Below are 25,017 nucleotides of genomic sequence, written 5' to 3' on the forward strand. Positions count from 1 at the left end.
CTCGCCATCTGCCGGATCCGTGTGTCAGGGCAGCAGGCCCAGGCGGCGTGCCGTCGCGACCGTCTCCATCCGGGTGTGACAGCCGAGCCGGCGCATCGCGCTGCGCAGATAACTCTTCACCGTCTCGGCGCTGAGGCCGAGTTCCTCCGCCACGTCGGCGTTGGTGCGGCCCAGCGCGACGCACGACAGCACGTCCAGTTCGCGGGAGGAAAGAGCGCTGAGCGGGTGGGAGGCGGGGGTTCCGATGCCGGCGCCCGCCAGCTTCTCGCACACTCCCGCGACCCGGTCGCGGGACTCGTCGTCCGGCAGCCGCTGGGCGAGAACGCGCAGTTCCGCGTACGCCTCACGGATCGTCTCCCACCGGGGCGACGTGGGGCGCCCGGTCCGGTCGGTGGACTGCGAGGGCTCCCGCAGACTGTCGAGACGGCGCCGCACCTCGTCCCGCACCGCCAGGCTCTGTTCCAGATCGCGGGCGGCCCGCATGACCGAGTCGACGGTCCGGTCGCCCAGGGCCAGGGACCCGCGGACCGCGCCGTACATGACCGCGCGGACCGTCCGGTTCACCACCACCGGCGCCGCCACGACGGCGTGGATGCCCTCCGCGGCGACCATCAGGTCGTAGTGGTGGCTGATCTGCCGGGAGTTCGCGTAGTCGTTGACGGCGATGGGGCGGTGCAGGGCGACCACCCTGCCGCCGAGCCCCATCCCGAATCCGAGGGTCAGCCCGTGCAGGGCGTTGGTGCGGTGGCCCGTGAACTCGGTGAGCTGGGCGTGCCGGCCCCGGACGACCGCACCGCCGAAGGCGAGGTCCACTCCGGCGGTGTCCCGTAACGCCTGGACACCGCGTTTGACCTGACGGTCGTCGTCCGGGACGGGGGATGCTGTCACTGTCATTGCGGCTACCTCGTTCTGCCCGGGGGCAGAGAGGCGCCCCCTGCCCGGATCGTGCGCGGGCCTCGTGCGGGAGTGGTGCGGTGGGGCGACTGCGGTGGGCCCGTCCCCGGCGCGGTGCGGGCACCGGGGCGGGCAACGGCCCCGCGTCCGTGGGGCCTTGAGTCACCATGAGGGAGATCGGGGCCGTCCAGCTACCCCCGGGTGAGGGTGGAACACGGGCGTCATAACGCCGCATTTCTGGTCGATACGGAGCCGTGGCCGTCGTGGTTCGACACCGCGGCGGCGGCCTCGCGGGGGTGTGCACGTGTCACCCCGGGAACGGCCGATGGATCGTCATATTCCGTTCTGTCGTAGGCACTTGACTCGGCCGAGCCGTCTGCAGAACTGTTCTCCTGACGACGGGGGAGTCGGCGCGTTCCCCATGTCGGTCACCTAAGGAGTCGACCCGGTCGTGCTACCGGCGGAAGACAGCGAAGAGGCGGCGGCCGCCCGTGCCGCGGTCCTGGCTCTGCGCAGGGAGAGCGGGATGGCCGTCGCCGGGGCGGCCTGGGCCGTCGGTCCCGGGCAGCTCCGGATCAGCGAGACGAGCGGAGTGAGGTCACGGGACCGCCGAGGGCTGTCGGTGCCCGCGGGGGCCGGGCTCATCGGCAAGGTGCTCACGACCGGCCGCCCGGCGGCGGTGAGCGACTACCGCTCGGCGCAGCGGATCAGCCACGAGTACGACTCCTTCGTCGTGGCCGAGGGCGTGCGGGCGATGGCGGCGGCACCCGTGATCGTGGGGAGTGCCGTGCGGGCCGTGCTCTTCGTGGGATCGCGCGACGTGGCCCGTCTCGGCGACCGGGTGCTGACGGCGGTGACGCGGGCGGCGCGGGATCTGGAGCAGTTCCTCGCATGCCGGGAACAGGTCCCCCGGCTGCTGTCGGAGGCCCGCGCCGGGGGCGTCGGCACCACGCCCCGCGGCGGCCCCGCCCGGGAACGCGTCCACGAGGCCCACACCGAGCTTTTGCAGTTCACCGCGACACTCGGCGATCCGCGTCTCAGGGAGCACTTCGACGAGGTGTGCCGCCTGCTGGAACAGGGCTGCTGCGCCGAGGAACCCGAGGCGTCGCCACCGCGGAGGCCGACGAGGCTGTCGCCCCGCGAACTCGATGTCCTCGCCGCGGTCGCCGCGGGCTGCACCAACCTCGACATCTCCGGCCGGCTCGACATCGGCCTGGAGACGGTGAAGGGCTATCTGCGCTCGGCCATGCGCAAACTGGGCACCACCACCCGGTTCGAGGCCGTCACCGCGGCACGCCGCGCGGGGCTGCTGCCATGATCGAACGCAGGCCGGGTCCTGGCACCCCGGGGTGCCAGGACCCGGCCTGCGTTCAGCGGGGCCGAGATGCCGCCGCTACTTCCTCCACGCCCAGTGCAGACGGTCGAGTCCGCTCTGGTTGTTGACCTTCAGGCTGAGGCGGGTGCCCGTGCCCTGGAGGGTCGTCAGGGAGTAGGTGTCACCGTTGCGCAGGCCGGGCCAGTAGACCGAGCCGAGGCGCAGCTCCCTGATGACGTCGGTGGCGGCCTGGATGTAGGCGACCTCGTTGGAGCCGTTGACCGGGCCGTTGTAGTCCAGGCCGGTCGTCATGGAGGCGCCGAACTCGTCGAGGATCGTACGCGAGGCGCAGGTGCCGATGCGCTCCTTGAAGTCCGCCTTCCACTGGTCGACGCTGGTCCAGTCGGTGTGCCAGAAGCCGTAGTTGTGCAGGGCGATCCGGGTGCCGTCGAGCCGCTTGTCGGCGCAGACCGGCTTGACGTCCTCGCTGTACTTGTAGCCGCCGATGAGCACCCGGTCGCGGGGGACGGAGCGGTGGTCCGCCAGCCAGCGGGCCGCCACGTCGCGCCACTCCTGGGAGGTGTAGCCGAACGGCTCGTTCATCGGCTCGAAGTACACCTTCGAGTTGTGGCCGTAGCCGGAGGTGATCCGCCGCCACATCCGGTCCCAGGTGGCCTGGTCGTCGATCTTGCCGTCCTTGGCGTTGTCGGCCTCCCAGTAGCCCAGGACGACCTTGAAGCCCTTGGCGGTGGCGGCGTCGATCGCGGCCCGGTACGACTTCCAGAAGGGGCCGTTCACCGAGGTGGGGTTGACCGGCAGGCGGACCGTGTTGGCGCCGAGCTTGGAGAACCCCTTGATGATCGCCTTGGACTTGGCGTAGGTCGTGGCGTAGCCGTCCGTGGTGGACAGGCCCGACGGCACCACCGCGTCGTCGGCGTAGTTGTCGCGCGGGTCGGCCCAGTTGACGCCGCGGAAGGCGCTGACGGGCGGCGGCGAGGCGTGACGGGCGGCGGCTGCGGGAGCGGCGGACGCGGGGGAGGCGACGAGTCCGCCGAATGCCGTGACGCCGGCCAGCGACGCCGCGAGGCAGGCCGTCCCGCGATGGTTCTTTAGGGGCACCAGATCCCTTTCTGGACAGTTGCGTCCGCGAAACCTGGAGGTGCAGGTCGGCGGCTCTGTAACTCCCGCAAACTAGAAGAGATCTCGAACAGAGGTCAACACATCTGCACACCAAATTTCATCAAGAACACAGAACTAAGAGCCGCCCACGGCCAGTTCCGACCCGCTGAGACGCACCCGGATGCCGTCCTCCTCCACGCGCACGTCCCGCAGCCGCATGCTCCCGCGCTCCGGCTCCGGCAGTGCGAAGGACAGGGACAGCCGGTCGGCGAGGACCGGCCGGGTGAGCCGGGACAGGGCGTCCAGGAGGCCGGGGTCGAGGCCCAGGGCGCGCAGTACGGCGGGGTGGTCCAGTGCCAGGTCGACGAGGTTGAGGTTCCGGGCCTCGCGGGCGAACCCCGGGGAGCCGGTGAGTTCGGCGAGCTCGCCGTCGTCGCCCAGGGCCGCGCGGGCGGCCGCGTCGGACAGCCCGAGCCGCTTCGCGATCGCCGGGACGGACAGCAGCGCCTTCGCCCTGCGGGTCTCCCGGGAGAGGTCGGCTGCCGCCCGGGGCGTCAGATGCAGACCGTCCGAGGCGCCGGTGCCGGGGCGGTAGGTGGCCACGTCCCCGATGTCCAGGCGCATGGCGCCGATCCGGGTGGCGATGCCCCGCTCGCCGTCTCGCCGGATGGTGGCCTCGGCGCGCAGCCGCAGCTCACGTCCGGCCACCGGCAGGGTGCCCCGCGCCCGGACCCGGTCGCGGCCTTCACCGGTGAACGTGACCTGGGACGCGCCGAGTTCACGATTGAGGTCGGCGAACGACAGCAGGACGTCGCCGTCGAGGCGCGGCACGCGGGCGCCGCCCACGGAGGTGAGGCCCTCGCCCTCCAGCCGTACGTCGTGCGCCGTCGCCGACACCTTCGCCAGCGACACCCGGTCGGCCGCCACGTCCGGCACGGTCACCCGGACCGAGTCCAGCCGCCTGTCCGCGAGTTGGGTGAGGAAGGGGAACCCGCCGATCTCCACCTCGGGTGCCGCGGCCAGGTCCAGGCGGTCCTCCAGGACGTCCGCCGTCCGGTGCTCGGCGTACAGCACCGCCCACCGGTCGGCCAGGGTCACCAGGCAGGCGAGGACGGCCACACCCGCCACCGCCTTCACCGCGCGGGGCAGCCCGGTCCGACGCCCGCGCCGCCGCCGGCCGCCGCGCCGGTGCACGGGCGGTGCCCACTCGGGCTCCCGCTCGTCCTCCTCGGGGCCGTCCCGCCCGGTGGCGTCCTCGTCGAAGAAGTCCTCCAGCGAGGTCACTTCCAGCGGGCCGTCGTCGAGGGCGGCGAGTTCGTCGTACGGGTTGGGGGGTGCGTCGCCGTGGTCGGGGGCGGGTTCGTACGGATCTGTGCGGTGGGGGGAGCGCATCACCTCATCCGACCACGTGCACCACCCCCGCCCGCAACCCGAACCCCGCGTATGCGATGCAGTTCACGATCGCGACGCGTCGCCGGGGGCCCGCGGCGGCCCCCGGGCACTCGTCGGAGTGTTGCCGGCAGACAGAGCCGTCGCGGCACCGAGGGCGCGGCCTTCGTCCGCCACGCCACGCCCGGCGGCGCCGCCTACCCGGGTCCACCGCTCCCACACGCGGTGAGGTGACGGACGGCGATCGGCTGTTGGGGCGCCCCTGCGGATCCGGCGCGCGGACGCGCCCGCGAACGCGTGCCGTGGGTCCTGGGCGACGGCGTAGCCTGCGGCGGCATGAACACCGATCCGCGGGGCCCGGGTGCTCGGGCCGCGCGCTCCGGGCGTCGCCCGTCGAGCGGCGCGCCGGCACCCCGCGACGCGGACGCGGACGTGCCGGTGCCGCCGGCGGGCGGCCGCCTCGGCGCCCGACCCCGACGCTCGACGAGGAGCCGCTCGTGACCACCCCTGAAGCGATGAGACCGCACCCGCACAACTCGGGCCTGAGGGTCGACCTCAATCCGGCCGCGGCGGTCACCCACCTCGCCCGCCACCAGGGCGACTCCGTCGTCGTCCGCTACCCGGGCGGCGACCTCACCTACGCCGGACTCGACGACAGGGCCGCCCGGCTGGCCACCGTCCTGGCCGACGGCGGCGTCGGCGACGGCGACCGCGTCGCCTACCTCGGCCTCAACAGTGCCGCCTTCATCGTGGTCCTGCTGGCCGCCCACCGGCTCGGGGCTGTCTACGTACCGGTCAACTTCCGCCTCGCGACCGCCGAGTTGGAGAGTGTCCTCGTCCGCAGCGGCGCCACCGCCCTCGTCTGCGAGGAGGGGCACCGGGAGAGCGTCGACGCCGTACGCGACCGGACCCCCCTCGCACGCTTCCTCCTGGTGGACGACGACCCCGAGGTGCCGGCCGGCGGCGCGACGGGGTGGGAGCAGTGGGCGCCCCTGCTCGCCGCCGCCGTACCCGCCTCCTCCGTCGCCCCCAAGTACGCCGACGACCCGGCGATCCTCATGTTCACCTCCGGCACCACGGGCACCCCGAAGGGTGTCGTCCTCACCCACGGCAACATCTTCTGGAACGCGGTGAACGTCGACCTGAGACTCGACACCCGCCGCGGCGACGTCACGTACGCCGCCGCCCCGCTGTTCCACATCGGCACCCTGAACAGCTTCGTGCTCCGCACCCTGGTGCGCGGGGGCACGGTGGTCGTCCGACGCGGCTTCGACCCGGGGACGTGCCGCGAGGACCTGGTCACCCACCGGGTCAACTCCATGTTCGCCGTCCCCCAGATGTTCGCGGCCCTCGCCAGAGAGCCCGGCCTGTTCGACCAGGACCTCAGCCGGCTGCGGTCGGTGGTGGTCGCGGGGGCCCCGGTGCCGCCCTCGCTCATCGAGCTGTACGCCGGCCACGGAGTCCTGCTCCAGCAGGCGTGGGGCCTGACCGAGACCGCGCCCTTCGCCACCCATCTGCCGGCCGAGTGGACCCGGGACAAGCTCGGCTCCGCCGGCATCCCCATGCCGTTCACCGAGGTCAGGGTCGTCGACATCGTGACCCGCACCCCGCTGGAGCCGGGCGAGCCGGGTGAGATCGTCGTCCGCGGACCCAACGTCACCCCCGGCTACTGGAACGACCCGGAGGCCGACCGGGCCGCCTTCGACGACGCGGGCTGGTTCCACTCGGGCGACATCGGCCACTTCGACGAGGACGGCTGCCTGTACATCGTCGACCGGCTCAAGGACATGATCATCAGCGGCGGGGAGAACATCTACCCGGCCGAGGTGGAGCGGGCGCTGGCCCCGATGCCGGGTGTGGTCGACGTCGCGGTCGTCGGCGTACCCGACGAGGAGTGGGGCGAGAGCGTACGGGCCGTCATGAGCGTGGACGGCACGGCGGACGTCACCCTGGAGGCCGTCCACGCGTACGCGGAGGAGACGCTGGCCCGCTACAAGCTGCCCCAGCACCTGACCATCGTGCGGGCCGTCCCGAGGAACGCCTCCGGAAAGCTGGACCGGGCCGGCGTCAGGCGACTGCTGGACGAGGAGCACTGACGACGCGGAGCGGACCCGGTCCCGCCACGGCGAACTGTGCGGCGATGGCCGCGAACACCGCCCAGTGGAGGGTCCGATGACGATCTCATAGCCGTGCGGGCCGTTGTGCAGCCGGGAAGGCATGCCGCCGACGTGCCCCACGGGCCCGGCTTCGCCTCGCGCGACACGGTGGGAGCCGGCCCGTCGTGCGCCTGGCCGGCTCCCGTCATCTCCCTCGGCACCGGTCAGAAGTCGTCCGGTGTCCTGACGCGTTCACGGATCCAGACGCCCGCGGGCTTGAGGGAGGAGGTGCCGGTCCACGGGCCGCCGCGGGTGCACGTGCCCTGCTTGAAGACGGCGCCGGAGCGTTCGTCGTCGGAGTAGTTCCAGTTGACCCAGCTGATCTTCCTGGCCGCCATCAGATCGAGGTAGCGCTGCGACATGGCGAAGTCGTTCGCGCCCTCGCCCGCGTAGTTCTGGGTGCCGAACTCCGTGACGAAGACCGGTATGCGGTCGGCCGCGCGGGAGAGGGTCCGCAGGTACTCGTCGCGGTGCGAGTCCGCATAGAAGTGGAACGTGTACATGATGTTGGCCGCGTTCACCGGGTTGCCGACCACCTCGGACTCGTTCGCGCCGTCCGACACACCGAGCGAGGACCAGGCACGGGTGCCGACCAGGATCGGAGTGTTCGGGTCCTTGGCGCGGATGACGGGGATGAGCTGCTCGGCGTAGCTCTTGATGCGGGGCCAGCTCACGCCGCTGGGCTCGTTCGCGATCTCGTAGAGCACGTTGTTCTTGTCGCGGTGACGCTGGGCGATCTCCGAGAAGAACGTCTTGGCGCGTGCGAGGTTGTGGTGCGGGTCGCCGGGGTCGAGCATGTGCCAGTCGACGATGGCGTACATGCCGCGGGCGGTGGCCTGTTCGATGGTGGCGTGGACGAGGTCGGTGAAGCGGCGCGGATCGGTCTCGTAGCCGTCCTCCTGGACGTACATGGAGATGCGCAGGACGTCCGCGCGCCAGTCTCCGGCGAGTGCGTCGAGCGAGCCGCCGGTGACGCACTGGCTGTACCACTGCAGGCCGTGCGTGCTCATCCCGCGGAGCTGGATCGTTTTTCCTTGCTGGTTGCAGAGCTTGGTGCCGCACACCTTGAGCTGTCCGTTGGCGGCGACGGGGGTGACGGCCGGGGCCGGGGCCGTGGGGCCGGCCTGTGCGGCGTTCGGGGTCAGGACGAGGCCGAGAAGCAGCAGCACGGCGACGAGCGGGGCGTGTCGGGCCGGTCTCATGGGGGACTCCCGCGGTCGGTGGGGAACCGATCGAACGGTCGCGATCGGTCGGTCGGGGAAACAGAACTAGTAGGAAACTTTCCTAACAGAAAGGGAATTACCAGTTGGTCCGGACCTTTGCAAGGGATCCGGCAGGACCGCCCTCCGCGGATCGCCTCCGATGGGATACGTGAATTCGCTACGGTCGGGCGCATGGAACGCCTGGCCGAGATCACCTTCCTGCTGCCCGACGCGCCGGAGTCGCATCGTTTCCTGGACGAACTGCGCACCCTGTTCGCCCAGGTGGCGTACGCCCGGCTCACCCGGTCCGCGCACACGGCCGACGGGGTCGGTGACCGTCTGACCCTCACTCCGCCGCAGCCTGTCGGCGCCCGCCCCGTCACGGCCTTCGAGATCGCCGACGTCTCCGTGCCCGATGTCGCACTCGGCGCGGGCCGTTCCGTCGGCGCACGGGCCGCCGACGGAACGCGCGAGCCCCGGGTGCTGCCGGCCCACGTGGAGCCGGCGGACCTCGTCCGCCGGCTCGCAGGTCACGTCCGGCGTGTCGATCACACGGGCGTGAACGTGCCCGCCTGCGCCAACCCGCCCGAGCGGTGGCACGAACTCGTGGGCGCCCTCGCCTCGACGGCCACCATGTACCGCTATCCGACCGGCGAGGACTGGCCGTTCGTCCTTCCGTCGACGGCGGACGAGCTGCGGGACGACATACGGGACGCCGTCGTCGGCCGCGAGCCCAGGTTCGAACTGGTCTACGACCAGTGGCTGACACGGCCGCAATGGCAGTTCGCGCTCGGGACCGACCTGACCCGCCCGCAACTGGAGCGGATGTTTCCCGAGCCCGAAGGACTGACGTTCCCCGAACTCGCGGACGTCTTCCGCGTCGTACCGGTCCGCAGCCCCTGGCCGGAGCTGGACCTCAGATTCGATCTCTCCTACCGCACGGAAGGCGGCCCGTCCGACTGGGAGACCGGCGCGTGGCTGGTCTCGGAGGGCGGCCGCATCCGCTGACCCGGGCGGACGGAGGCGGGCCGCCGGGGCCGGGCGGACGGCGAGGCGACGCCGGGGCCTACGCGGTCTCGGCGTCGAGACCGTCGACCAGGCCGCGCAGCAGGGGGCCGTACTCCGGATGAGAGAGGGCGAAGGCCATCTGGGCGACCAGGTAGTCGGCGGGGTTGCCGGTGTCGTACCAGCGGCCCTTGATGACCTGCCCGTACACCGCCCGGGTGGCGGCGTAGGCGTTGATGGCGTCGGTGAGGTAGACCTCGCCGGTGCGGTGCTCGTACCAGCGGCGGGTCTGCTCACGCAGTTCGTCGATGATGCCGGGGGTGACGACGTAGCCGCCGATGGCCGCGTACGCGGAGGGGGCGGCGGCGGGCTCGGGCTTCTCGACCAGGCCGGTGATGCGCAGCTGACCGTCGCCCAGGTCCTCCTTGACTATGGGTACGCCGTAGCGCTGGGACTCGGTGGGGTCCATCGGCAGCAGGGCCAGCACCGGACAGCCGGTCTGTTCGTAGGCGCGGATCAGCTGCTGGGCACGGGGTGTCTCGGCCACGAAGACGTCGTCGGGCCAGAGCACCAGCACCGGCTCGTCGCCGAAGGCCCGGGCGGCGTTGAGGACCGGGGTGCCGTTGCCGTAGGGGCCGTACTGGTCGAGGTAGGTGATGTGACCGCGCCGGGCCAGCTCCGCGACCTCCTCCACCGCGTCCGCGTAGGCGGTCTTGCCGTCCGCGCGCAACTGCTCGACCAGGGCGGGGTTGGGGCGGAAGTGGTCCTGGATGAGGCTCTTGCCGCCGGAGACGACGATGGTGATGTCGGTGATGCCGGAGTCGACCAGCTCGCGGACCGTGTGCTCGATGACCGGCTTGTCGCCGACGGGGAGCATCTCCTTGGGTGTCGCCTTCGTCAGCGGCAGCAGGCGGGAGCCGAGGCCGGCTGCGGGGATCACAGCCCTGCGGATCGTCGGGGACATCATGTCTCTCTCGGTCGAGCGGCACACCGTACCGGTTGGCATGTGGACCCGGCCGCACACGGTCGCGCGACCCCGGGTGAAAGCCTACCCAGGCCCTTCCCGGGCGCCACGTGCCCGTCCCCCCGCCCGCCCGGGCGAGACGGGTGCCCCGGCCCGCCGGTCCCGGAGCGGCCGCCCGGCCTCGGTGCGGACCGTTGCCTCACGCCGGGGGCCCGAAGGTGACGTCGACGTCGACGGGGACCGGAGCGCGCACCGTACGAGGCCGTCCGTCCCCCGCCGTGTGGTGCAGCAGCGCCCTGGCCACGACCTGCGCCCTGGCGACCGCCCGGTCGGCCAGGGGCCCCGCGTGACGCCCGCGTACGGTGCCGGTCCACAACTCCAGCCAGCGGTCGAAGTGCTCGGCGCGCAGCGGACTCCGGGCGTGCAGGTCGCGGTGGGCGCGCAGGGCGTTGCGGCGGTAGACGCCCGGCGTGAGCAGGACACTCTCCCAGAAGTCGGCCATCACGGGCAGATGGGTGGCCAGGTCGATACGGGCCACCTCGGTGAAGAGCCGCCCGATCAGCGGATCGTCGAGGACCGCGTCGTAGAACGCCCGTACCAGGCGCGCCACGTCCTCGCGGCCGTGGATGTCGGGCAGCCGCTCCGGGCCGTGGGGCGGCGGCCTCCGGTCGTCGTCGTGGGTCATGGCGGTGCCTACCTGCCGAGCCAGAGGTCGGGGCCGAACACCTCGTAGTGGACGGCGGACGGGTGCAGCCCCTTGGCCAGCAGTTCGCCCCGCATCAGACGCATGAAGGGCAGTGGGCCGCAGAGGTAGGCGGTGGTGTCGGCGGGCAGGGCGAGGTGGCCGATCGAGGCACGGCCGGCCAGGACGTGGGCGCCGGGGGAACCGTGGGCGTCGTTCTCGTACCACAGGTGCAGGTCGGCGCCGGGCAGACGGCTGACGAGATCCGCCTGCTCGTCGCGGTGGACGTGGTCGGCCGGGGTGCGGTCGGCGTGGACGACGGTGACCGGGCGCGTGGCCGAGGTGAGGGCGAGATGGTCGAGCATCGACAGCATGGGAGTGATGCCGATGCCCGCGGAGGCGAGGAAGAGGGGGGTGTCGCCCTCGGGCAGGACGAGGTCACCGGCCGGCAGCGAGACGTCCAGGAGGTCACCCGCCTGCGCATGCGCGTGCAGCCACGACGAGACCTCGCCGTCGGGCACCGAACCGTCGGCGGACCTCTCGCGCTTGACGGTGATGCGCCAGGTCTTGTGGTCGGGTGCGGTGGAGAGGCTGTACTGGCGGATCTGGCGGGCACCGTCGGGCAGTTCCACGCGGACACTGACGTACTGCCCCGGGCGGAACGGGAGCGTGGGGCGTCCGTCGGTCCGGCGCAGGACCAGGGAGGCGGCGTCGGGGGATTCCTGGTGCCTCTCGGCGATCTCCAGGCGCTGCCACACGTCCCCGTCCGCCACGCCGGCCTCGGCGTACAGCCGTGCCTCGAGGGCGATCAGGGCGTTCGCCATCAGCCAGTAGACCTCTTCCCAGGCCGCGCCGACCTCGGGTGTGACGGCGTCACCGAGGACCTCGGCGACCGCGCCGAGCAGGTGGCGTCCGACCAGCGGGTACTGGTCGGCGGTGACACCGAGCGAGACGTGCTTGTGGGCGATGCGCGCGAGGACGGCGTCCGGGCGTTCTCCGGGCCGCTCGACCAGCAGGGTGGCGAAGGCCGCCACCGAGCCGGCCAGCGCCTCGCGCTGGGCGCCGGTGGCCTGGTTGGTCCGGTTGAACAGCTGCCGCAGCAGCTCCGGACGCTCCTCGAACATCCGCTGGTAGAACCGCTCCGTGATGGTGGTCAGGGAGGCCCCCACCACGGGAAGCGTCGCCCTGACGACGGGGGCCGACTGCGCGGAAAGCATCAGACACACTCCTGGACTGATTGGTCGTTCGATCGAATTGGTATGCGGGATGCGTATTTTTGGGCGTGAGGTTCTTTGGTCGTGAGGTCTCGTTCGGGGATCGCGGCCGATCGTGGTGGGCGGTGATGGGGGAGCGTGGACGAGGGCCTCCGGTCAGCCCGGCGGGGCGCCGAGGGCCAGCAGTACCGGCCCTGTCGGCGATGCCACCAGATCGCCGACGGTCACCTTGTCGAGCGAGGAGTAGAACGCCTCCTGCGCCTCGCGCAGCGCCCGCCGCAGCCGGCAGGCGCCCGACAGGGGGCAGGGGGTGTCGCCCTCGCACACCACGGCTTCGCGGTCCTGCTCCAGCGTCCTGACCAGGTTGCCCACCGGGGCGGCGCGGCCCGCGTCGGTGAGCGTCAGACCGCCGTTGCGTCCCCTCCGCGCCTCGATCACCCCGAGGTGCTGCAACTGCGCGATCGCCTTCGCCATGTGGGTGTAGGGGACGTTCATGGAGTCGGCGATCTGCCTCGTGGTCAGCAACTCCGCGCCGTCCACGACGGCGAGGCGCATCACTGCCCGTAGTGCGAGATCCGTGTACCTGGTCAGCCTCACGGCAGCAGCCTAGCAATATTGCATCTCAGATACTTATTTTGAGGGAGTGGTCTGCGTCTCCTCGGGCGCGGCCGGTCTCCCGCTGAGTGCCCGGAGGCCCGAACTCGCTTCTTGCGGACAGAAGTTGACCGCAAGTCTCCCTATGGTCGTGTCATGACACAGACGCAGAAGATCCTTGTCGCCGGTGCCACCGGAACCGTCGGCCGTCAGGTCGTCACCGAGCTCCTGGCCCGCGGCCACGCGGTCCGCGCCCTCACCCGGGACGCGTCCCGGGCGGCCTTCCCCTCCGAGGTCGAGGTCGTCGAGGGCGACCTGTCCGCACCGGACACCCTGGTCCCGGCCCTCGACGGCGTCACCGGCCTCCATCTGATCACCTTCGGCGGGGCCTACTTCGCCCCGCTGGAGACCGGCCCGAGGATCCTGGAGCTGGCCCGCGCCGCCGGCGTACGCCGGATCACCGTGTTGCACGGCGGGGGCCCGACCCCGCTGGAGGACGCGGTGCGTGCCGACGACGCCGTGGACTGGACCGTGCTCATGCCGGTCGAGTTCATGGCGAACGCCCTGGAATGGGCGGACGGGATCCGGTCCTCGGACGAGGTCCACGAGCCCTTCGTCTCCCGGCTGAGCGCCATGGTCCACGAGGGCGACATCGGCGCCGTCGCCGCGGTGGCCCTCACGGAGAAGGGCCACGCCGGTCAGGAGTACGTGATCACCGGCCCCGAACTGCTGACCGTCGGCGACAAGGTGGCCGCGATCGCCGCCGCCCGGGGCCGCGAGATCACCCTGACCGAACTCACCGAGGAGCAGGCCGTCGCGCGGTGGCGGGCCGCGGGCCACCCCGACGACGTGATCGGCTTCCTGGTCGAGGCGTACGGAAACACCCCGGAGGTGGGCCGAACGGTCGTCGACACGGTGGAGAGGGTCACCGGCAACCCCGCCCGCACCTTCGCCCAGTGGGCCGCGCGGCACGCGGAGGTGTTCACGGCGCCTGCGTCGACGTGAGCGCACAGGGGATGTGACCCGTCCGCGTGACCCGGCAGGCGCGCGGCGGCGGGGCCGGCCGGGGGGCCTAGTCGGCGGACCGTCCCGACAGGCGGCTGACGTCCCGGGCGGCCTCACGGGCCGTCCGCTCGGCCCCGGAGACGGCCTCGGCCGCCGCCGCGCACTCCTTCTCCGCCCGCTGCCGGTCGCGGTCCGCCCCTCGGAGCTCCTCCCGCGCCCGGCGCAGCAGGCGCTCGGCCTCGGACACGTCGTTCTCCGCCGTGTCGTACCGGTCACGCGCACGTTGCCGTACGGCTTGGGCGTCCGTGCGGGCGGCCCGCAGGTCACGCACCCGTCGGTCGGCGGCCCGGGCCGCCTCGCGGGCCCGGGCCAGCTGTTCCTGCTTCTGCTCTCGTTCCTGCTTCTGCTTCTGCTTCTGCCGGCGCCGCTCGGCCACCTCGTCCTTCGCTCGGGAGCGCGACGCGGCGGACGGCGCGGCCGTCGATCGGGCGGGGGCAAGGGGGGCGGCGGACGGCGCGGCCCCGGCCGTGTCGCCGGGGAGGTCGGTCGGCGGGGTGAGGGCGCTCTCCAGATGCCCGGTGGCCCATCGGCCGGCCGCCTCCTCGTCGGCGAGCACGGCGCGCAGGGTGGCCTCGACCTCCCGCCGCACCGGCTCCGACAGCCGGTGACCGGCCTCGGCGGCCAGCCCGGCGGCCTGCCGGGACAGGACGGCGACGATGCTCCTGCGCTGCTCCGACAGCTCCTTGATCCCGCCGGCGTCCAGACTCCGGTACGCCTCCCGCAGCGCCCGCCCCAGCTCCAGGAACCGCCGGCTCTCCTCGGGCTCCGAGCGCAGCAGCAGATTCGCCGTCCAGGCGGCGAGCGAGGGGCGCCGCGCGGCACGGATCCGACGCGCATCCTCCACCCGTCCGTCGGCTCTGGCCTCGGCCGTCAGTTCCTCGCGGCGGGCGACGAACGAGGGCGGTGGCGTGGCGTAGAGCTCGTCGAGCGCGGTCTCCACGTCACGGTCCGCGCCGCCGCCGCGCGCGCCCTTACGCGGCATGATCACCGGAGTGCGCGGCGGCGCGCACCTCGCGCAGCCGCCGGGCCTCCTGGAAGAGGAGGTCCGTGCGGTCGGACAGCACGCCGCCCAGGAGCAGTTCCGGGGTGTAGAAGGTCCGTGCGGCGGCGGCCACCTCGTGGGCGGACAGGGCGATCTGGACGATGCCGGTGCGGCGGATCTCGTCGATCGAGCCGGCCCACACCACGCGTCGCACGTTCGCCCAGACCAGCGCGCTCATGCACATCGAGCAGGGCTCCCCGGTCGTGTAGAGGGTCGTGGCGGCCCAGCCCCGGTTGCCGTGCCGGCGTACGTAGTCGTTCATGGCGACGGCCTCGCCGTGCAGCAGCGGGCTGTCCGCGCCGCTGTTGACCCCGCTCCCCGGCACCCGGCCGGTACGGGTGGCGACGATCACCGCGCCGAACGGCCACGCGGGATTCCTCCGGGCCTGCTCGACCGCGAGCCGCATGAACCGCTCATGGCCGGTACGGTCCCCGGAGCCGTTCTCGGCTCCGGTGGTGCTCCGGCACTTCGCCGCGGTGTGCTCATCGGCGCCGCCGTCCGTGCGGGCCCGGCTCTCCCGGAGCGGATGCCGCGGCAGGGCGAGCGGCGTGGCGATCCCCGTCGCGACCGTCCCCCACCTCTCGAGAAAGCGCCGCCTGCCCGCGTCCATACGCGTCTCCTCGCCCGATTCCGCACCCGCCGCCTGTTGCGCAGAGTATCTGATGCGTCACACAGGGTCGCGGTGCCTTCGTCAGGCGCCCGCGCGCGGGTGGCCGCCCGGCCCGAGTAGACCGGTCGGGTGGAGAGGCTGTTCCGCCTCGAGGCGGGGGAGGGTGCGACGGGTCGCGCGCAGCACCACCGGTGGGATCGCGGCCCGGGTCAGCTGGGTCAGGCGCAGCCACCGGGGGACGTAGACGGCGGTCCGTCGCCGTTCCACCGCGTCGGCGAGGCGGGCGGCGACGATCCCGGTGGGCTGGACGCGCCGGGCCGGTGGCGGCATGTGGGCGCGCAGCTCCCGCAGGGTCACGTAGCGGTCGGCGTCGCGGATCAGCTCGGTGTCGGTCCAGCCGAGGTAGGCGATGCCCACCGCCACACCGTGCTGGGCCGTCTCGGCGCGCAATGTGTGGGCGAACGCCTCCACACCGGACTTGGAGGCGCAGTACGCGCTCATCATCGGGGCGGCGCCGATCGAGGCCAGCGAGGCGATCTGCAGGTGGTAGCCGGCGGTCCGCACCAGGTCGGGCAGGAAGGCCCGGGCGGTCTGGGCGCTGCCGATCAGGTTGACGTCGATCACCCGGCGCCAGGTGCCGGGGTCCGACCGGGCGAAGGGGCCGCCCTCGGCGACGCCCGCGTTCGCCACGACGACCGAGGGCGGCCCCAGGCGGGCGCGGACGGTCTCGGCCGCCTCGTCGAGGGCGGCGTCGTCGCAGACGTCGGTGCCGAGGGCCAGCACCGTGCACGGGAGGACGGCGGCGGTCGCGCTCAGCGCCGCTTCGTCGTGGTCGAGGAGGGCCAGCCGCGCACCCCGCCGGGCGAACGCGTCCGCCAGGGCCGCTCCGATGCCGCGGGCCGCTCCCGTCACCACGACCGTACGGCCCCGCAGCGGGCTGTCCTTCACGACCGCTCCCTTCCCGGCCGGCTCTGGGCCCGTCCGGTGCTGTCCCGGTGGGCCAGGACGCGCTGGGCGCGGGTGAGCCCGGGCAGCCGGTGCCGGCGCAGTGCCGCACGGGCGGCGTTGGCGCCGGGGGCGCCGTGCACCCCGCCGCCCGGATGCGCGGAGGCGGAGGCGAGGTAGAGGCCGTCCACGGGGGTCTCGGGGCGGCCGGTGCCGGGGGCGGGCCGGAAGAAGAGCTGCTGGTGCAGGGCCGCCGTGCCGCCGTTGATGGCACCGCCGTGCAGATTGCGGTCGAGTGCCTGAAGGGTGGGCGGGGCCAGCACGCGGCGGGCGCGGATGCGTGAACGGAACCCCGGCGCGAACCGCTCCACCTGGCGTTCGACGCGGTCGGCCATCACCTCCTGCTCCGTACGGTCCCAGCGGCCCGTCAGACCGTCGTCGCCGGCGTCGGACTTGATGACGTGGGGCACGTGTGTGTAAGCCCAGGCGGCCTCGGTGCCCCGGGGGGAGCGGGAGGGATCCGCGGTCGTCATCTGTCCGAACAGGGCGAAGGGACGGTCGGGCACCTGTCCCATGGCGATCTGGGCGGCGCAGCGGGTGAGTTCGTCGACGCCGTCGGCGAGGTGGACCGTGCCCGCCCGTGCCGCCGCCTCGGCCCGCCAGGGCACGGGACCGTCGCAGGCCCAGTCGACCTTGAACGTGGCGAAGTCCCACTGGAACCGCTTCAGGTCGGCCGTCAGCTGGGGCGGGAGGTGCTCGGCGTCGACGAGTTCGCCGTAGAGGGACGGCGCGGACACGTCCGCCAGTACGGCGCGGCGGGCGGCCACCTTCTCGCCGTCGGAGGTGAGGACCCCGGCGGCCCGGCCGCCGCGCACCAGGACGCGGGTGACCCGCCGGCCGCAGCGTACGGTCCCGCCCCGCGCCCGCAGCCGGTTCACGAGCGCCTCCGTGAGGGCGCCCGAGCCGCCGGCCGGCACGGGGAAGCCGTACGTCTGCCCGAGCATGCACAGCAGCCAGCCGTAGCCGCCGCTGCCCGCGGCCTCCGGCGCGAGGTCGGCGTGCAGGGCGTTCCCGGCCAGCAGCAGCTTGCCGCCCTCGCCCCGGAACTCCTCGTCCCCCATGCGGCGGACCGGCGCGACCAGGGTGCGCGCCATCCGCAGCCCCCCGGCCGCCCTCAGCCTGACGGCGAGGCGGGCGGTGGCGCGTACCGGCGGGAAGGGGGTGAACAGCGCGTCGACGATGTCCGGGCCGAGGTCCTCCCAGGTCCGGTGCAGGCGCCGCCAGGCGTCCCCGTCGCCCGGGTGGAAGGCGTCGAGCGAGGCGGCGGTGGTGTCGATGTCCCGCGACAGGACCGCGCATCTGCCGTCGCCGAGCGGATGGGCCAGCACGTCCGGGGCGTGGCTCCAGCGCAGGCCGTACTTCTCCAGGCCGAGCCGGGCCAGTACCGAGGACGCGGCGGCGAGGGGGTAGAAGGAGCTGAAGAGGTCGCTCGCGAAGTCGGGGTCGACGCCCCTGTCGTGACGCACCGCGCCGCCGGGCACGGATTGTTCCTCCAGGACCTCCACGCTCCATCCGGCGTCGGCGAGCAGGTTGGCGGCCACCAGCCCGTTCGGACCGGCTCCGATCACCACCGCGTCAGGCATGGCCGCCGGTGCCGTGGCCCGCGGCCCTGCGCCGCCCGTGGAGCCTCGTGGGCCGCTCCGCCTCGGTGCGTGCCTCGGCCTCGGCGCCCTCCTCGGCCCGCGCCTCGCAGAGTCCGGCGAGCCGGGCGAGCATCGCGCGGTGCCGGAGCTGGATCAGCGCCTCCACGCCCACGTTGTGGAGCGCCCCGCCCACGCCCTGCAGCGGGTGCTCGTCCACGACGACCAGGCAGTACGGCCCCCAGGGGCGGAGCCGGACGGAGATCCGCGCCGTGCCCAGCACCCCGGCCCGCGCCTCCAGCCCCAGCTCGGAGCCCTCCTCGCAGTAACGGACCACGGTCTCGTTGCTCAGCCGCAGCGGTCCCAGCCGGATCTCGTACTCGATGGCCGAGCCCACCTGCGGCCACAGCCCGCGCACCGGCTCGGAGGACGACGTGCCCACCACCCACTCCGCGTACCGGGTGCCGTCCGCCAGGACGGCCCACACGGCCTGCGGACTCACCTTGATCAGACGATGCCGTACCGCCATGCCACACCTCCAGCCGGTCCACCCCGGTCGAGGGGCGAGTGCCCGGCCGGACGAGATCCACACCGGGCGGACGGGGAGGGATGTTCCGGGCGAACCGCCGGGCCGCTGGACGGCCGGACTTCACCGAAGAAGGGAGGTCGTCCTGGAACGGTCAGTCCTGGAACTTCTTCTTCATCTCGGCGATCCTCTTGGCCTCTGTCAATTTTTCCACGCCCGCGAATTTCGTCATGTGCTCCTTCATGAAGTCCGGATTGGCGAAATTGAGCAGGAACTCGGCCATCTCCTCCTTCTTGACCACCTCGCGGAACTCCGCGTCGGTCAGCGGGACCGCGTCGCCGCCCTTGACACTGTCCTTCTCCTCGACCGCGACGATGCTGAAGGGCGCGCCCTGCTGGGCGATCCAGCCCTTCTCGGAACCGCTGGACCCCTTGCCGAGATATTTCCGCTTGATCTTCACCGTGATGACGTACCCGAAACGGGCTTCCGAGCCGAAGATGGAGGCTATTGCGGGATTGGAGGAGAACTCGACCAGTTTGGCGGAATCGTCATTTCGGTGCCCGCTCGTGTAACTGTGAATGTGTTCCGGATCGGGCGCCGTGGAATTCTCGTCGGGCACCTGGAGCATTTTGGAGAAGCTGACGAAGCTATGCCGCATGAATTCCTGCACCATGTGCTTCTTCTGCGTGGGCGTCACGCCACGCTTCAGGAGGACTTCCTCCTCGCTGTCCGCCGCAAGCCCCGCGATGTGGTCCTCCTCGCTCGATCCGGGAGGCTTCTCCTCGAGAGCGACCCGTCCCCAGCCCGGCCCGTCCTCCCCGTCCTGCAGCATGCGCTGCACCGGCCCGCCCGCCGCGCTCACGGCGCTGCGGTGGACGGTGGCCGAGGGTGCGGTCGTCATGCCCGACGCGTAGGCGTGGCCGTCGGCCTCGGCCGCCCGTTCCGAGCTCTGCCCCGGATCGGTGACGGAGACTCCCGCGCCGTTGTTGTGGCCCGTCTCCCGCACACCCTTGAGGTTCTTGTCGACGTGACTGAGCTCGTGGCCCATCAGCCGCTCGTCGGCCGCCGCCGTGGCGGAGAGGAAGACGTGGTGGCCGATGGTCATGGCCTCGGCCCCCATCGCCGTCGTGGCCCGTTGCGCCACCTCGCCGCGGTGGACGCGGGTGGCGGACAGCCGGTCGTTCTGGAAGAACGCCCCCGCCTTCGCCACCACCGACGAGGGCAGCGCCTGACTCGGTGACTTCAGCGCGGCGTCCAGCAGGGCGCTCTGCCTCTCCGGGCCGGTGTCCTCCACCTGCTCGTCCTCTGCCACGGCACGCGCGACGAGGGCGTCGTCCGAGGAGCGCTGTACCGGCTGGTGCCCGCATCCGGCGTCGTGCTCGTGCCGGTCCTGCGCCGCCACGTGCCCGGCCTGCCGCAGCATCTGGACGACCGCCGCGTTTCCGACGCTCCGCTGGAGGGAGAGCAGCGGCGGCAGGGCGGGAGCGCGAGTCGCCCGCGCCCGGCGCTTCTCCTGCTCCTTCCGTGTCGTGGCGTTCTCGGCCTGAGCCTTCGACATCCGTCATCCTCCGACACTCACAGGCGAACCGATCATGCAGGATGGCACGGTGGAGGCCACGTTCCCAGAGGCGCGGGGGCAGACTTGGCGTGTCCCGAAGGGCAGCGGCGGGTGACGGATCCCTCATCGATCCCTTGCGCGCGGTGGTGGACCATCACCGCCCCCGAGCCGATCGTGGACGGCATGAACGATCATCCCCGTGAGGTACCCGTGGGCGAGGAGGCCGGAGAGATCCGCCGTTTCTCGCAAGCGCTCGGTCTGCCCGGCCTGGTCGACGTCCACACGCACTTCATGCCCGAGCGCGTCCTGCGCAAGGTGTGGGCGTACTTCGACGCGCTCGGACCGCTGACCGGCGGCATGGAATGGCCGATCACGTACCGCCAGGAGGAGGCGGAACGGGCGGACCTGCTCCGGGACTTCGGTGTGCGTGCGTTCACCTCGATGCTCTACCCGCACAAACCGGGCATGGCCCGCTGGCTGAACGCCTGGGCGGTGGACTTCGCCCGCCGCACCCCCGGCTGTCTGCACACCGCCACGCTCTACCCCGAGCCGGATGTCACGGCGTACGTCAGGGAGGCCGTGGAGGAGGGCGCGCGCGTCTTCAAGGCGCACGTACAGGTGGGGGCGTACGACCCGGCGGACGAACTCCTCGACCCGGCATGGGGGCTGCTGGCCGAGGCCGGCGTCCCCGTGGTCGTCCACTGCGGCTCCGGGCCCGCGCCCGGCAAGCACACCGGGCCCGAGCCGATCGCACGGGTGCTGGCGCGTCATCCCCGGCTGCGGCTCGTCGTCGCGCACATGGGCATGCCCGAGTACGAGGAGTTCTTCGGTCTCGCCGAGCGGTACGGGGAGGTGTGGTTCGACACGACGATGGCCTTCACCGACTTCAGCGAGGGGTTCATGCCGTTCCCGCGCCGGGCCCTGCCGCGACTGGCCGCCCTCGGCGACCGGGTCCTCCTCGGCTCCGACTTCCCCAACATCCCCTACCCCTACCTCCACCAGCTCCATGCCCTGGAGCGTCTGGGGCTGGGGGAGGAGTGGCTGCGGGCGGTGTGCCACGACAACGGGGCGGAGCTGTTCGGGCTGTGACCCGCGGCGTGGCGGGGCCGTGCGGATCGGGTCCGTGCGGGACGGGTCCGTGCGGGACGGGTTCGTTCGGATCGGGTCCCGTCCGGGCTTGATAGGCAAGTGGTTGCTTGCCTATGGTGGAGGTGTGGCCGACGACCTGTTCAAAGCCCTCGCCGACCCCACCCGCCGGACCATCCTCGACGAGCTGGCCGAGCAGTCAGGACAGACACTGTTCGAGATCTGCGCGCGGCTGACCATGAAGCACCAGCTCGGCATCTCGCGCCAGGCCGTCTCCCAGCACCTCGCCGTGCTGGAGGCGGCCGGGCTCGTCGAGACCCGGAGGGAGGGCCGCTACAAATTCCATGACCTGAACACGGCCCCGCTGCGGCAGATCACCGAGCGATGGCTCGTGCCCGACCCGTCCGGACCGCAGGAGAGCACCTCATGAAGATCCGTCTGACCAGTGTCTTCGTCGACGACCAGGCCAAGGCCGAACACTTCTACACCGAGATCCTCGGCTTCGTGAAGAAGCACGACGTCCCGCTGGGCGAGAAGGACCGCTGGCTGACCGTCGTCTCGCGGGACGAGCCCGACGGCACCGAACTCCTCCTGGAGCCCGCCGGCCATCCGGCCGTGCAGCCCTACCGCGACGCGCTCGTCGCCGACGGCATCCCGCTCGCCCAGTTCGCCGTCGACGACGTACGCGCGGAGTACGAGCGTCTGCGCGGCCTCGGGGTGCGCTTCACCCAGGAGCCCCTGGAGATGGGCCCCGTCACCACCGCCGTCCTCGACGACACCTGCGGCAACCTGATCCAGATCGCCACCCAGCCGCAGTAGGGGCCGGCGGGGTACGAGCCCCGGAGCCACCCCGCCTGTCGCCGCGCGGCCGGGCCCCGGCCGCGCGGCGGTGGACCTCAGGCGGGCGAACCGGTCACGGAGCCGCCCGACCTGGTGACGTGATAGGTCACCTTGGTGCCGCTCCAGAAGTGGAAGGTGAGCGTCACCCGGGAGCCGTCCTTCAGGGAGGCGAGGAACTCACCGGTCAGCTTGACGGCGTCGTCGGTGTACGCCGTGAACGCGGTGTCCCACTGCTGGAACGGGGTCCAGCTCGCCGGGCCCGCGTTGCTCCCGTCGTCGTAGCGCGCCTCCATGGTCGCGAGCCTGTCGCCCCGGAACCGGGTGGGGACGGACAGGCCCCCGGTACCGCCCGAGGCGCTCGACAGGACCGGAGTGTCGTAGGTGACCACGTCGATCCGCCACGGCACACCGCGGGAGAACCTGGCCTCCAGCGTCGCGTTCACCCCGTACGCCCGGTCGCCGGCCAGCGCGGTCAGCGCGGCGGCCGTCAGAGTGAGCCGGCTGCCGCTGACGGTGTAGTCCCTGCCCTTCACGAGAGTGCGGGAGCCGTGCCGCAGTCCCTGGAAGTCGGTGCCGTTCAAGTTCAGCGTGAGGTCCTGGGCGGTGAGGGCGCCCGACTTCGGGAGGAACACCAGGTCGCTGGAGGCGGTCCCGGAGCGGGTGGTCCAGCTGGACCTGATCTGGGCGAACAGCTCCGGATCGCGCCACTGGAGGGTGGTGCGGTTCAGGAACTGCCCCGCGTCCCAGAGCATGGTGGTGAGGTTGCGCCGGCGCGCGTAGTCGCCCAGGAACTCGAAGTACTTGCGCTGCTCGCCCCGTTCGATGATGCCGGGGCGGTTGTGGTCGTAGGCCAGCAGGGCGTACTCGCCGATGACGACCGGTATCCCGCGCGCGGTGAACGCGTTGTGGACGCGGTCGAAGGTCGCGGTCAGATCCTGCTCGGAGGTGGCGTCGAACCGGGTGTACCCGGCGATGTTCACGCTGAAGGGCCACCAGCCGTAGAAGTGGACCGTCGTGGCCACCATGGGGTCGCGCAGGTCCGCCAGTTCGGTGGCCAGCGCGTCCAGGCGGCCCTGGTCGGCGTTGGTGTACAGCGTGGGCAGGACGAGGAGCCGGTCGGTGTTGCCGCCGCCCGAGTCGCGGACGATCCGGTGGAAGACCTTGTTGAGTTCGGCGAGCAGCCGGTAGTTCTCGTCGTCACCGGAAGTGCCGTCGAACTTGGGCTCGTTGATGCTCTCCAGCGCCAGCCTGGGCGACCTGTCCCGGAACTCCGCCGCTATCTGGGTCCAGGTGGCGCGGTAGCGGGCGAGGACGGTGTCGTGGTCGGTGGAGAGGTTGTTGACCCACATCCAGGAGTCGTGGTGCATGTTCAGCAGGACGTACAGGTTCTCGTCCAGCGCCAGGTCGACGACCTGGCGCACCTTCGCCATCCACGCCGGATCGATCGTGTACTGCGGGGCGGCGCCCTGGTGGATGCCCCAGGTGACGGGCAGCCGAATGCTCTTGAAGCCCTGTGACCTGACCTTCTGGAACAGGGCACGGGTCACCGTCGGGTTGCCCCAGGACGTCTCGTCCGGGATGGCGTCGTAGGTGTTGCCCAGGTTCCATCCGGGCTGCATGGCGGCGACCGCGCTGCGGGCCGCCGGGGAACTGGCCGGGGGCACGGGCGGATCGGCGGCCCGCGCGGTGGCGGGCAGCAGGGGGAGCAGGACGAGCGCCAGGACCAGTGCCGTCAGTCTGCGTGGGGGGTGCGACGGCCGCTGTCGCCGGAACGGAAACCTTGCGAGTCTTCTCTTCATCATGCGCACCTTCGGGTTGGGGGGTGTGCGACACGTGGAGCCGTGGAGCCGGCCGATGACCGACAGAGATACAACTCGGACGGAGAAAGTTTCGTTCTGTGCGGCGGAGAAATTAACATGAGGACGTGTCAGAGGCCACAGGTGCGGCGGTATCGGGATGCCAGAATGGACGCGCGCGCACATCCACGAGAGGGGCGGACTGCCTTGGGGTACGACGCGACCGAAGCGGCCGAAGCAGGCCTCGCGACCGAAGCGGCCGACGGGCCCGCGGACGGCAACGGCGCGGGGGAGGACACCTCCCGGCCGGTCACGATCGCGTTCATCGCCGAGTCGGCGGGGGTCTCGGTGCCCACCGTGTCCAAGGTGATCAACGGCAAGTCCGGTGTCTCCGCCGACACCCGCGCCCGCGTCGAGGAACTGGTCAACCGCTACGGCTACCGCAAGCCGTCCGGCGCCAACCGGAGCAACGTGGTGGAGCTGGTCTTCCGCGAGCTGAAGCACATGTGGGCCGTCGAGATCATCCGCGGGGTCGAGCGGGTGGCCCGCAGGCACCGCGTCGGCGTCATGGTGTCCGAGTTCGGACTGCATGACACGGACCCGCTCAGCTGGGACGACACCGTCTCCCGGCGGCCGAACTGCGTCCTGTCGGTGGCCCAGCTCTCCGAGGCCGAGCGGGAGCAGCTGCGGGCGAAGGGCATCCCCTTCGTCGTCGTCGACCCGGCGACCGAACTCCCGGACGACGTCCCGTTCGTCGGGGCCACCAACTGGTCCGGCGGCCGGGCCGCGACCCGCCACCTCACCCAGCTCGGACACCGCCGCATCGCCATGATCAGCGGCCCGCCCGACCAGCTGTACTGCAGCGCCCGGCTGGACGGCTACCGCTCCGCGCTGGGCTCGGCCGGTCTGCCGGTCGAGCCCGAACTCATCGTGTACGCACCGCTCACCAGCGCGGACGGCTACGAGGCGGCACGCACCCTGCTGGAACTGCCGCAGCGCCCGACCGCCGTCTTCGCCGCCAACGACCTCCAGGCGCTCGGTGTCTACCAGGCCGCCCGCGAGGCCGGTCTGCGCATCCCCGGCGACCTGAGCGTCGTCGGCTTCGACGACCTGCCGGTCGTGGCCTGGGTGGACCCGCCCCTGACCACCGTTCACCAGCCCCTGACCGAGATGGCCGTGGCCGCCACCGAACTGGCGCTCACCCTCGGCCGGGGCGAGCCCGCGCCCCAGGCCGGCCTGGAGATCGCGACGACCCTGACGATCCGCTCCAGCACCGCTCCGCCCCGGGGCTGACGCACGGCCTCATTGACCGTCAGGACACCCCCTGGCTAGCCTGATCGAGAAAGTATCTGTCTGCGTTGGAGAAACTTTCGAG

At 72.1% G+C, this 25,017-nt stretch carries 23 protein-coding genes; 8 read left to right on the forward strand and 15 right to left on the reverse strand.

Annotated elements, in window-relative coordinates; genetic code table 11:
• Window positions 1-24 precede the first annotated feature (24 nt).
• Entirely contained in the window at window positions 25-894 is an 870-nt protein-coding gene (locus SCAB_RS41250; RefSeq protein ID WP_013006005.1) for a helix-turn-helix transcriptional regulator, read from the reverse strand.
• A 451-nt stretch (window positions 895-1,345) separates the two neighbouring features.
• On the opposite strand from SCAB_RS41250, the gene SCAB_RS41255 reads away from it, so the two are divergent.
• Window positions 1,346-2,212, forward strand: coding sequence for a LuxR C-terminal-related transcriptional regulator (locus SCAB_RS41255; protein WP_013006006.1), 867 nt, complete (start codon window positions 1,346-1,348; stop codon window positions 2,210-2,212).
• Window positions 2,213-2,287: 75 nt separating this feature from the next.
• Here the strand turns inward: SCAB_RS41255 and SCAB_RS41260 are convergent, their stop codons facing one another.
• Together SCAB_RS41260 and SCAB_RS41265 are read right to left on the reverse strand one after the other, a co-directional pair.
• A complete protein-coding gene (locus SCAB_RS41260; protein WP_013006007.1) occupies window positions 2,288-3,328 on the reverse strand; it encodes a glycoside hydrolase family 5 protein in 1,041 nt (346 codons plus the stop codon).
• Window positions 3,329-3,463: 135 nt separating this feature from the next.
• Complete coding sequence (locus SCAB_RS41265) at window positions 3,464-4,720, reverse strand: LmeA family phospholipid-binding protein (RefSeq protein WP_041670192.1); 1,257 nt, start codon at window positions 4,718-4,720, stop codon at window positions 3,464-3,466.
• A 494-nt stretch (window positions 4,721-5,214) separates the two neighbouring features.
• Here SCAB_RS41265 and SCAB_RS41270 point away from each other — a divergent pair, with 494 nt between their 5' ends.
• Complete coding sequence (locus SCAB_RS41270) at window positions 5,215-6,813, forward strand: AMP-binding protein (protein ID WP_231885186.1); 1,599 nt, start codon at window positions 5,215-5,217, stop codon at window positions 6,811-6,813.
• A gap of 224 nt (window positions 6,814-7,037) precedes the next feature.
• Here the strand turns inward: SCAB_RS41270 and SCAB_RS41275 are convergent, their stop codons facing one another.
• Window positions 7,038-8,075 (reverse strand): glycoside hydrolase family 5 protein, encoded by a 1,038-nt coding sequence (locus SCAB_RS41275; RefSeq protein WP_013006010.1) that lies wholly within the window; start codon window positions 8,073-8,075, stop codon window positions 7,038-7,040.
• Between the two features lie 192 nt (window positions 8,076-8,267).
• On the opposite strand from SCAB_RS41275, the gene SCAB_RS41280 reads away from it, so the two are divergent.
• Complete coding sequence (locus tag SCAB_RS41280; RefSeq protein WP_013006011.1) at window positions 8,268-9,083, forward strand: hypothetical protein; 816 nt, start codon at window positions 8,268-8,270, stop codon at window positions 9,081-9,083.
• 58 nt (window positions 9,084-9,141) lie between these two features.
• On the opposite strand, the gene SCAB_RS41285 is transcribed toward SCAB_RS41280, so the two are convergent.
• The 4 genes from SCAB_RS41285 to SCAB_RS41300 form a co-directional block, all read right to left on the reverse strand.
• Window positions 9,142-10,044, reverse strand: a complete 903-nt coding sequence (locus SCAB_RS41285; protein ID WP_037729265.1) for a UTP--glucose-1-phosphate uridylyltransferase — start codon at window positions 10,042-10,044, stop codon at window positions 9,142-9,144.
• A gap of 199 nt (window positions 10,045-10,243) precedes the next feature.
• Window positions 10,244-10,729: a group III truncated hemoglobin gene (locus SCAB_RS41290; protein ID WP_013006013.1), complete on the reverse strand. Its 486-nt coding sequence runs from the start codon at window positions 10,727-10,729 to the stop codon at window positions 10,244-10,246.
• Between the two features lie 8 nt (window positions 10,730-10,737).
• A complete protein-coding gene (locus tag SCAB_RS41295) occupies window positions 10,738-11,943 on the reverse strand; it encodes a globin domain-containing protein (protein WP_037728810.1) in 1,206 nt (401 codons plus the stop codon).
• Between the two features lie 153 nt (window positions 11,944-12,096).
• Window positions 12,097-12,537, reverse strand: coding sequence for an RrF2 family transcriptional regulator (locus tag SCAB_RS41300; protein WP_037728811.1), 441 nt, complete (start codon window positions 12,535-12,537; stop codon window positions 12,097-12,099).
• Window positions 12,538-12,690: 153 nt separating this feature from the next.
• Here SCAB_RS41300 and SCAB_RS41305 point away from each other — a divergent pair, with 153 nt between their 5' ends.
• A complete protein-coding gene (locus SCAB_RS41305; RefSeq protein ID WP_013006016.1) occupies window positions 12,691-13,539 on the forward strand; it encodes an NAD(P)H-binding protein in 849 nt (282 codons plus the stop codon).
• Between the two features lie 67 nt (window positions 13,540-13,606).
• Here the strand turns inward: SCAB_RS41305 and SCAB_RS41310 are convergent, their stop codons facing one another.
• From SCAB_RS41310 to SCAB_RS41335, 6 genes are all read right to left on the reverse strand, one after another.
• A complete protein-coding gene (locus tag SCAB_RS41310; RefSeq protein ID WP_041670193.1) occupies window positions 13,607-14,581 on the reverse strand; it encodes a hypothetical protein in 975 nt (324 codons plus the stop codon).
• Window positions 14,571-15,251: a nucleoside deaminase gene (locus SCAB_RS41315; RefSeq protein ID WP_013006018.1), complete on the reverse strand. Its 681-nt coding sequence runs from the start codon at window positions 15,249-15,251 to the stop codon at window positions 14,571-14,573. The genes SCAB_RS41310 and SCAB_RS41315 overlap by 11 nt, the downstream gene beginning before the upstream one ends.
• An 81-nt stretch (window positions 15,252-15,332) precedes the next feature.
• Entirely contained in the window at window positions 15,333-16,199 is an 867-nt protein-coding gene (locus SCAB_RS41320) for an SDR family oxidoreductase (RefSeq protein WP_013006019.1), read from the reverse strand.
• A complete protein-coding gene (locus SCAB_RS41325) occupies window positions 16,196-17,839 on the reverse strand; it encodes a phytoene desaturase family protein (protein WP_037728816.1) in 1,644 nt (547 codons plus the stop codon). Before SCAB_RS41325 ends, SCAB_RS41320 begins: the two co-directional genes overlap by 4 nt.
• Entirely contained in the window at window positions 17,832-18,365 is a 534-nt protein-coding gene (locus tag SCAB_RS41330; protein ID WP_013006021.1) for an SRPBCC family protein, read from the reverse strand. The genes SCAB_RS41325 and SCAB_RS41330 overlap by 8 nt, the downstream gene beginning before the upstream one ends.
• Before the next feature lie 151 nt (window positions 18,366-18,516).
• A complete protein-coding gene (locus SCAB_RS41335; protein WP_013006022.1) occupies window positions 18,517-19,920 on the reverse strand; it encodes an eCIS core domain-containing protein in 1,404 nt (467 codons plus the stop codon).
• Window positions 19,921-20,103: 183 nt separating this feature from the next.
• Between SCAB_RS41335 and SCAB_RS41340 the strand changes: the two genes are divergently transcribed.
• From SCAB_RS41340 to SCAB_RS41350, 3 genes are all read left to right on the forward strand, one after another.
• Window positions 20,104-21,009: an amidohydrolase family protein gene (locus SCAB_RS41340; protein ID WP_037729267.1), complete on the forward strand. Its 906-nt coding sequence runs from the start codon at window positions 20,104-20,106 to the stop codon at window positions 21,007-21,009.
• Between the two features lie 124 nt (window positions 21,010-21,133).
• A complete protein-coding gene (locus SCAB_RS41345; RefSeq protein ID WP_013006024.1) occupies window positions 21,134-21,436 on the forward strand; it encodes an ArsR/SmtB family transcription factor in 303 nt (100 codons plus the stop codon).
• Window positions 21,433-21,825 carry a VOC family protein gene (locus SCAB_RS41350; protein WP_013006025.1) on the forward strand — a complete coding sequence of 131 codons (393 nt, stop codon included), beginning with the start codon at window positions 21,433-21,435 and terminating at the stop codon, window positions 21,823-21,825. The genes SCAB_RS41345 and SCAB_RS41350 overlap by 4 nt, the downstream gene beginning before the upstream one ends.
• A 77-nt stretch (window positions 21,826-21,902) precedes the next feature.
• On the opposite strand, the gene SCAB_RS41355 is transcribed toward SCAB_RS41350, so the two are convergent.
• Complete coding sequence (locus SCAB_RS41355) at window positions 21,903-23,645, reverse strand: cellulase family glycosylhydrolase (protein WP_049875817.1); 1,743 nt, start codon at window positions 23,643-23,645, stop codon at window positions 21,903-21,905.
• 204 nt (window positions 23,646-23,849) lie between these two features.
• Between SCAB_RS41355 and SCAB_RS41360 the strand changes: the two genes are divergently transcribed.
• Entirely contained in the window at window positions 23,850-24,935 is a 1,086-nt protein-coding gene (locus tag SCAB_RS41360; RefSeq protein WP_013006027.1) for a LacI family DNA-binding transcriptional regulator, read from the forward strand.
• Window positions 24,936-25,017 lie beyond the last annotated feature (82 nt).

Origin of the sequence: Streptomyces scabiei 87.22 (genome assembly GCF_000091305.1) — a bacterium.
Classification (GTDB): Bacteria; Actinomycetota; Actinomycetes; order Streptomycetales; family Streptomycetaceae; genus Streptomyces; species Streptomyces scabiei.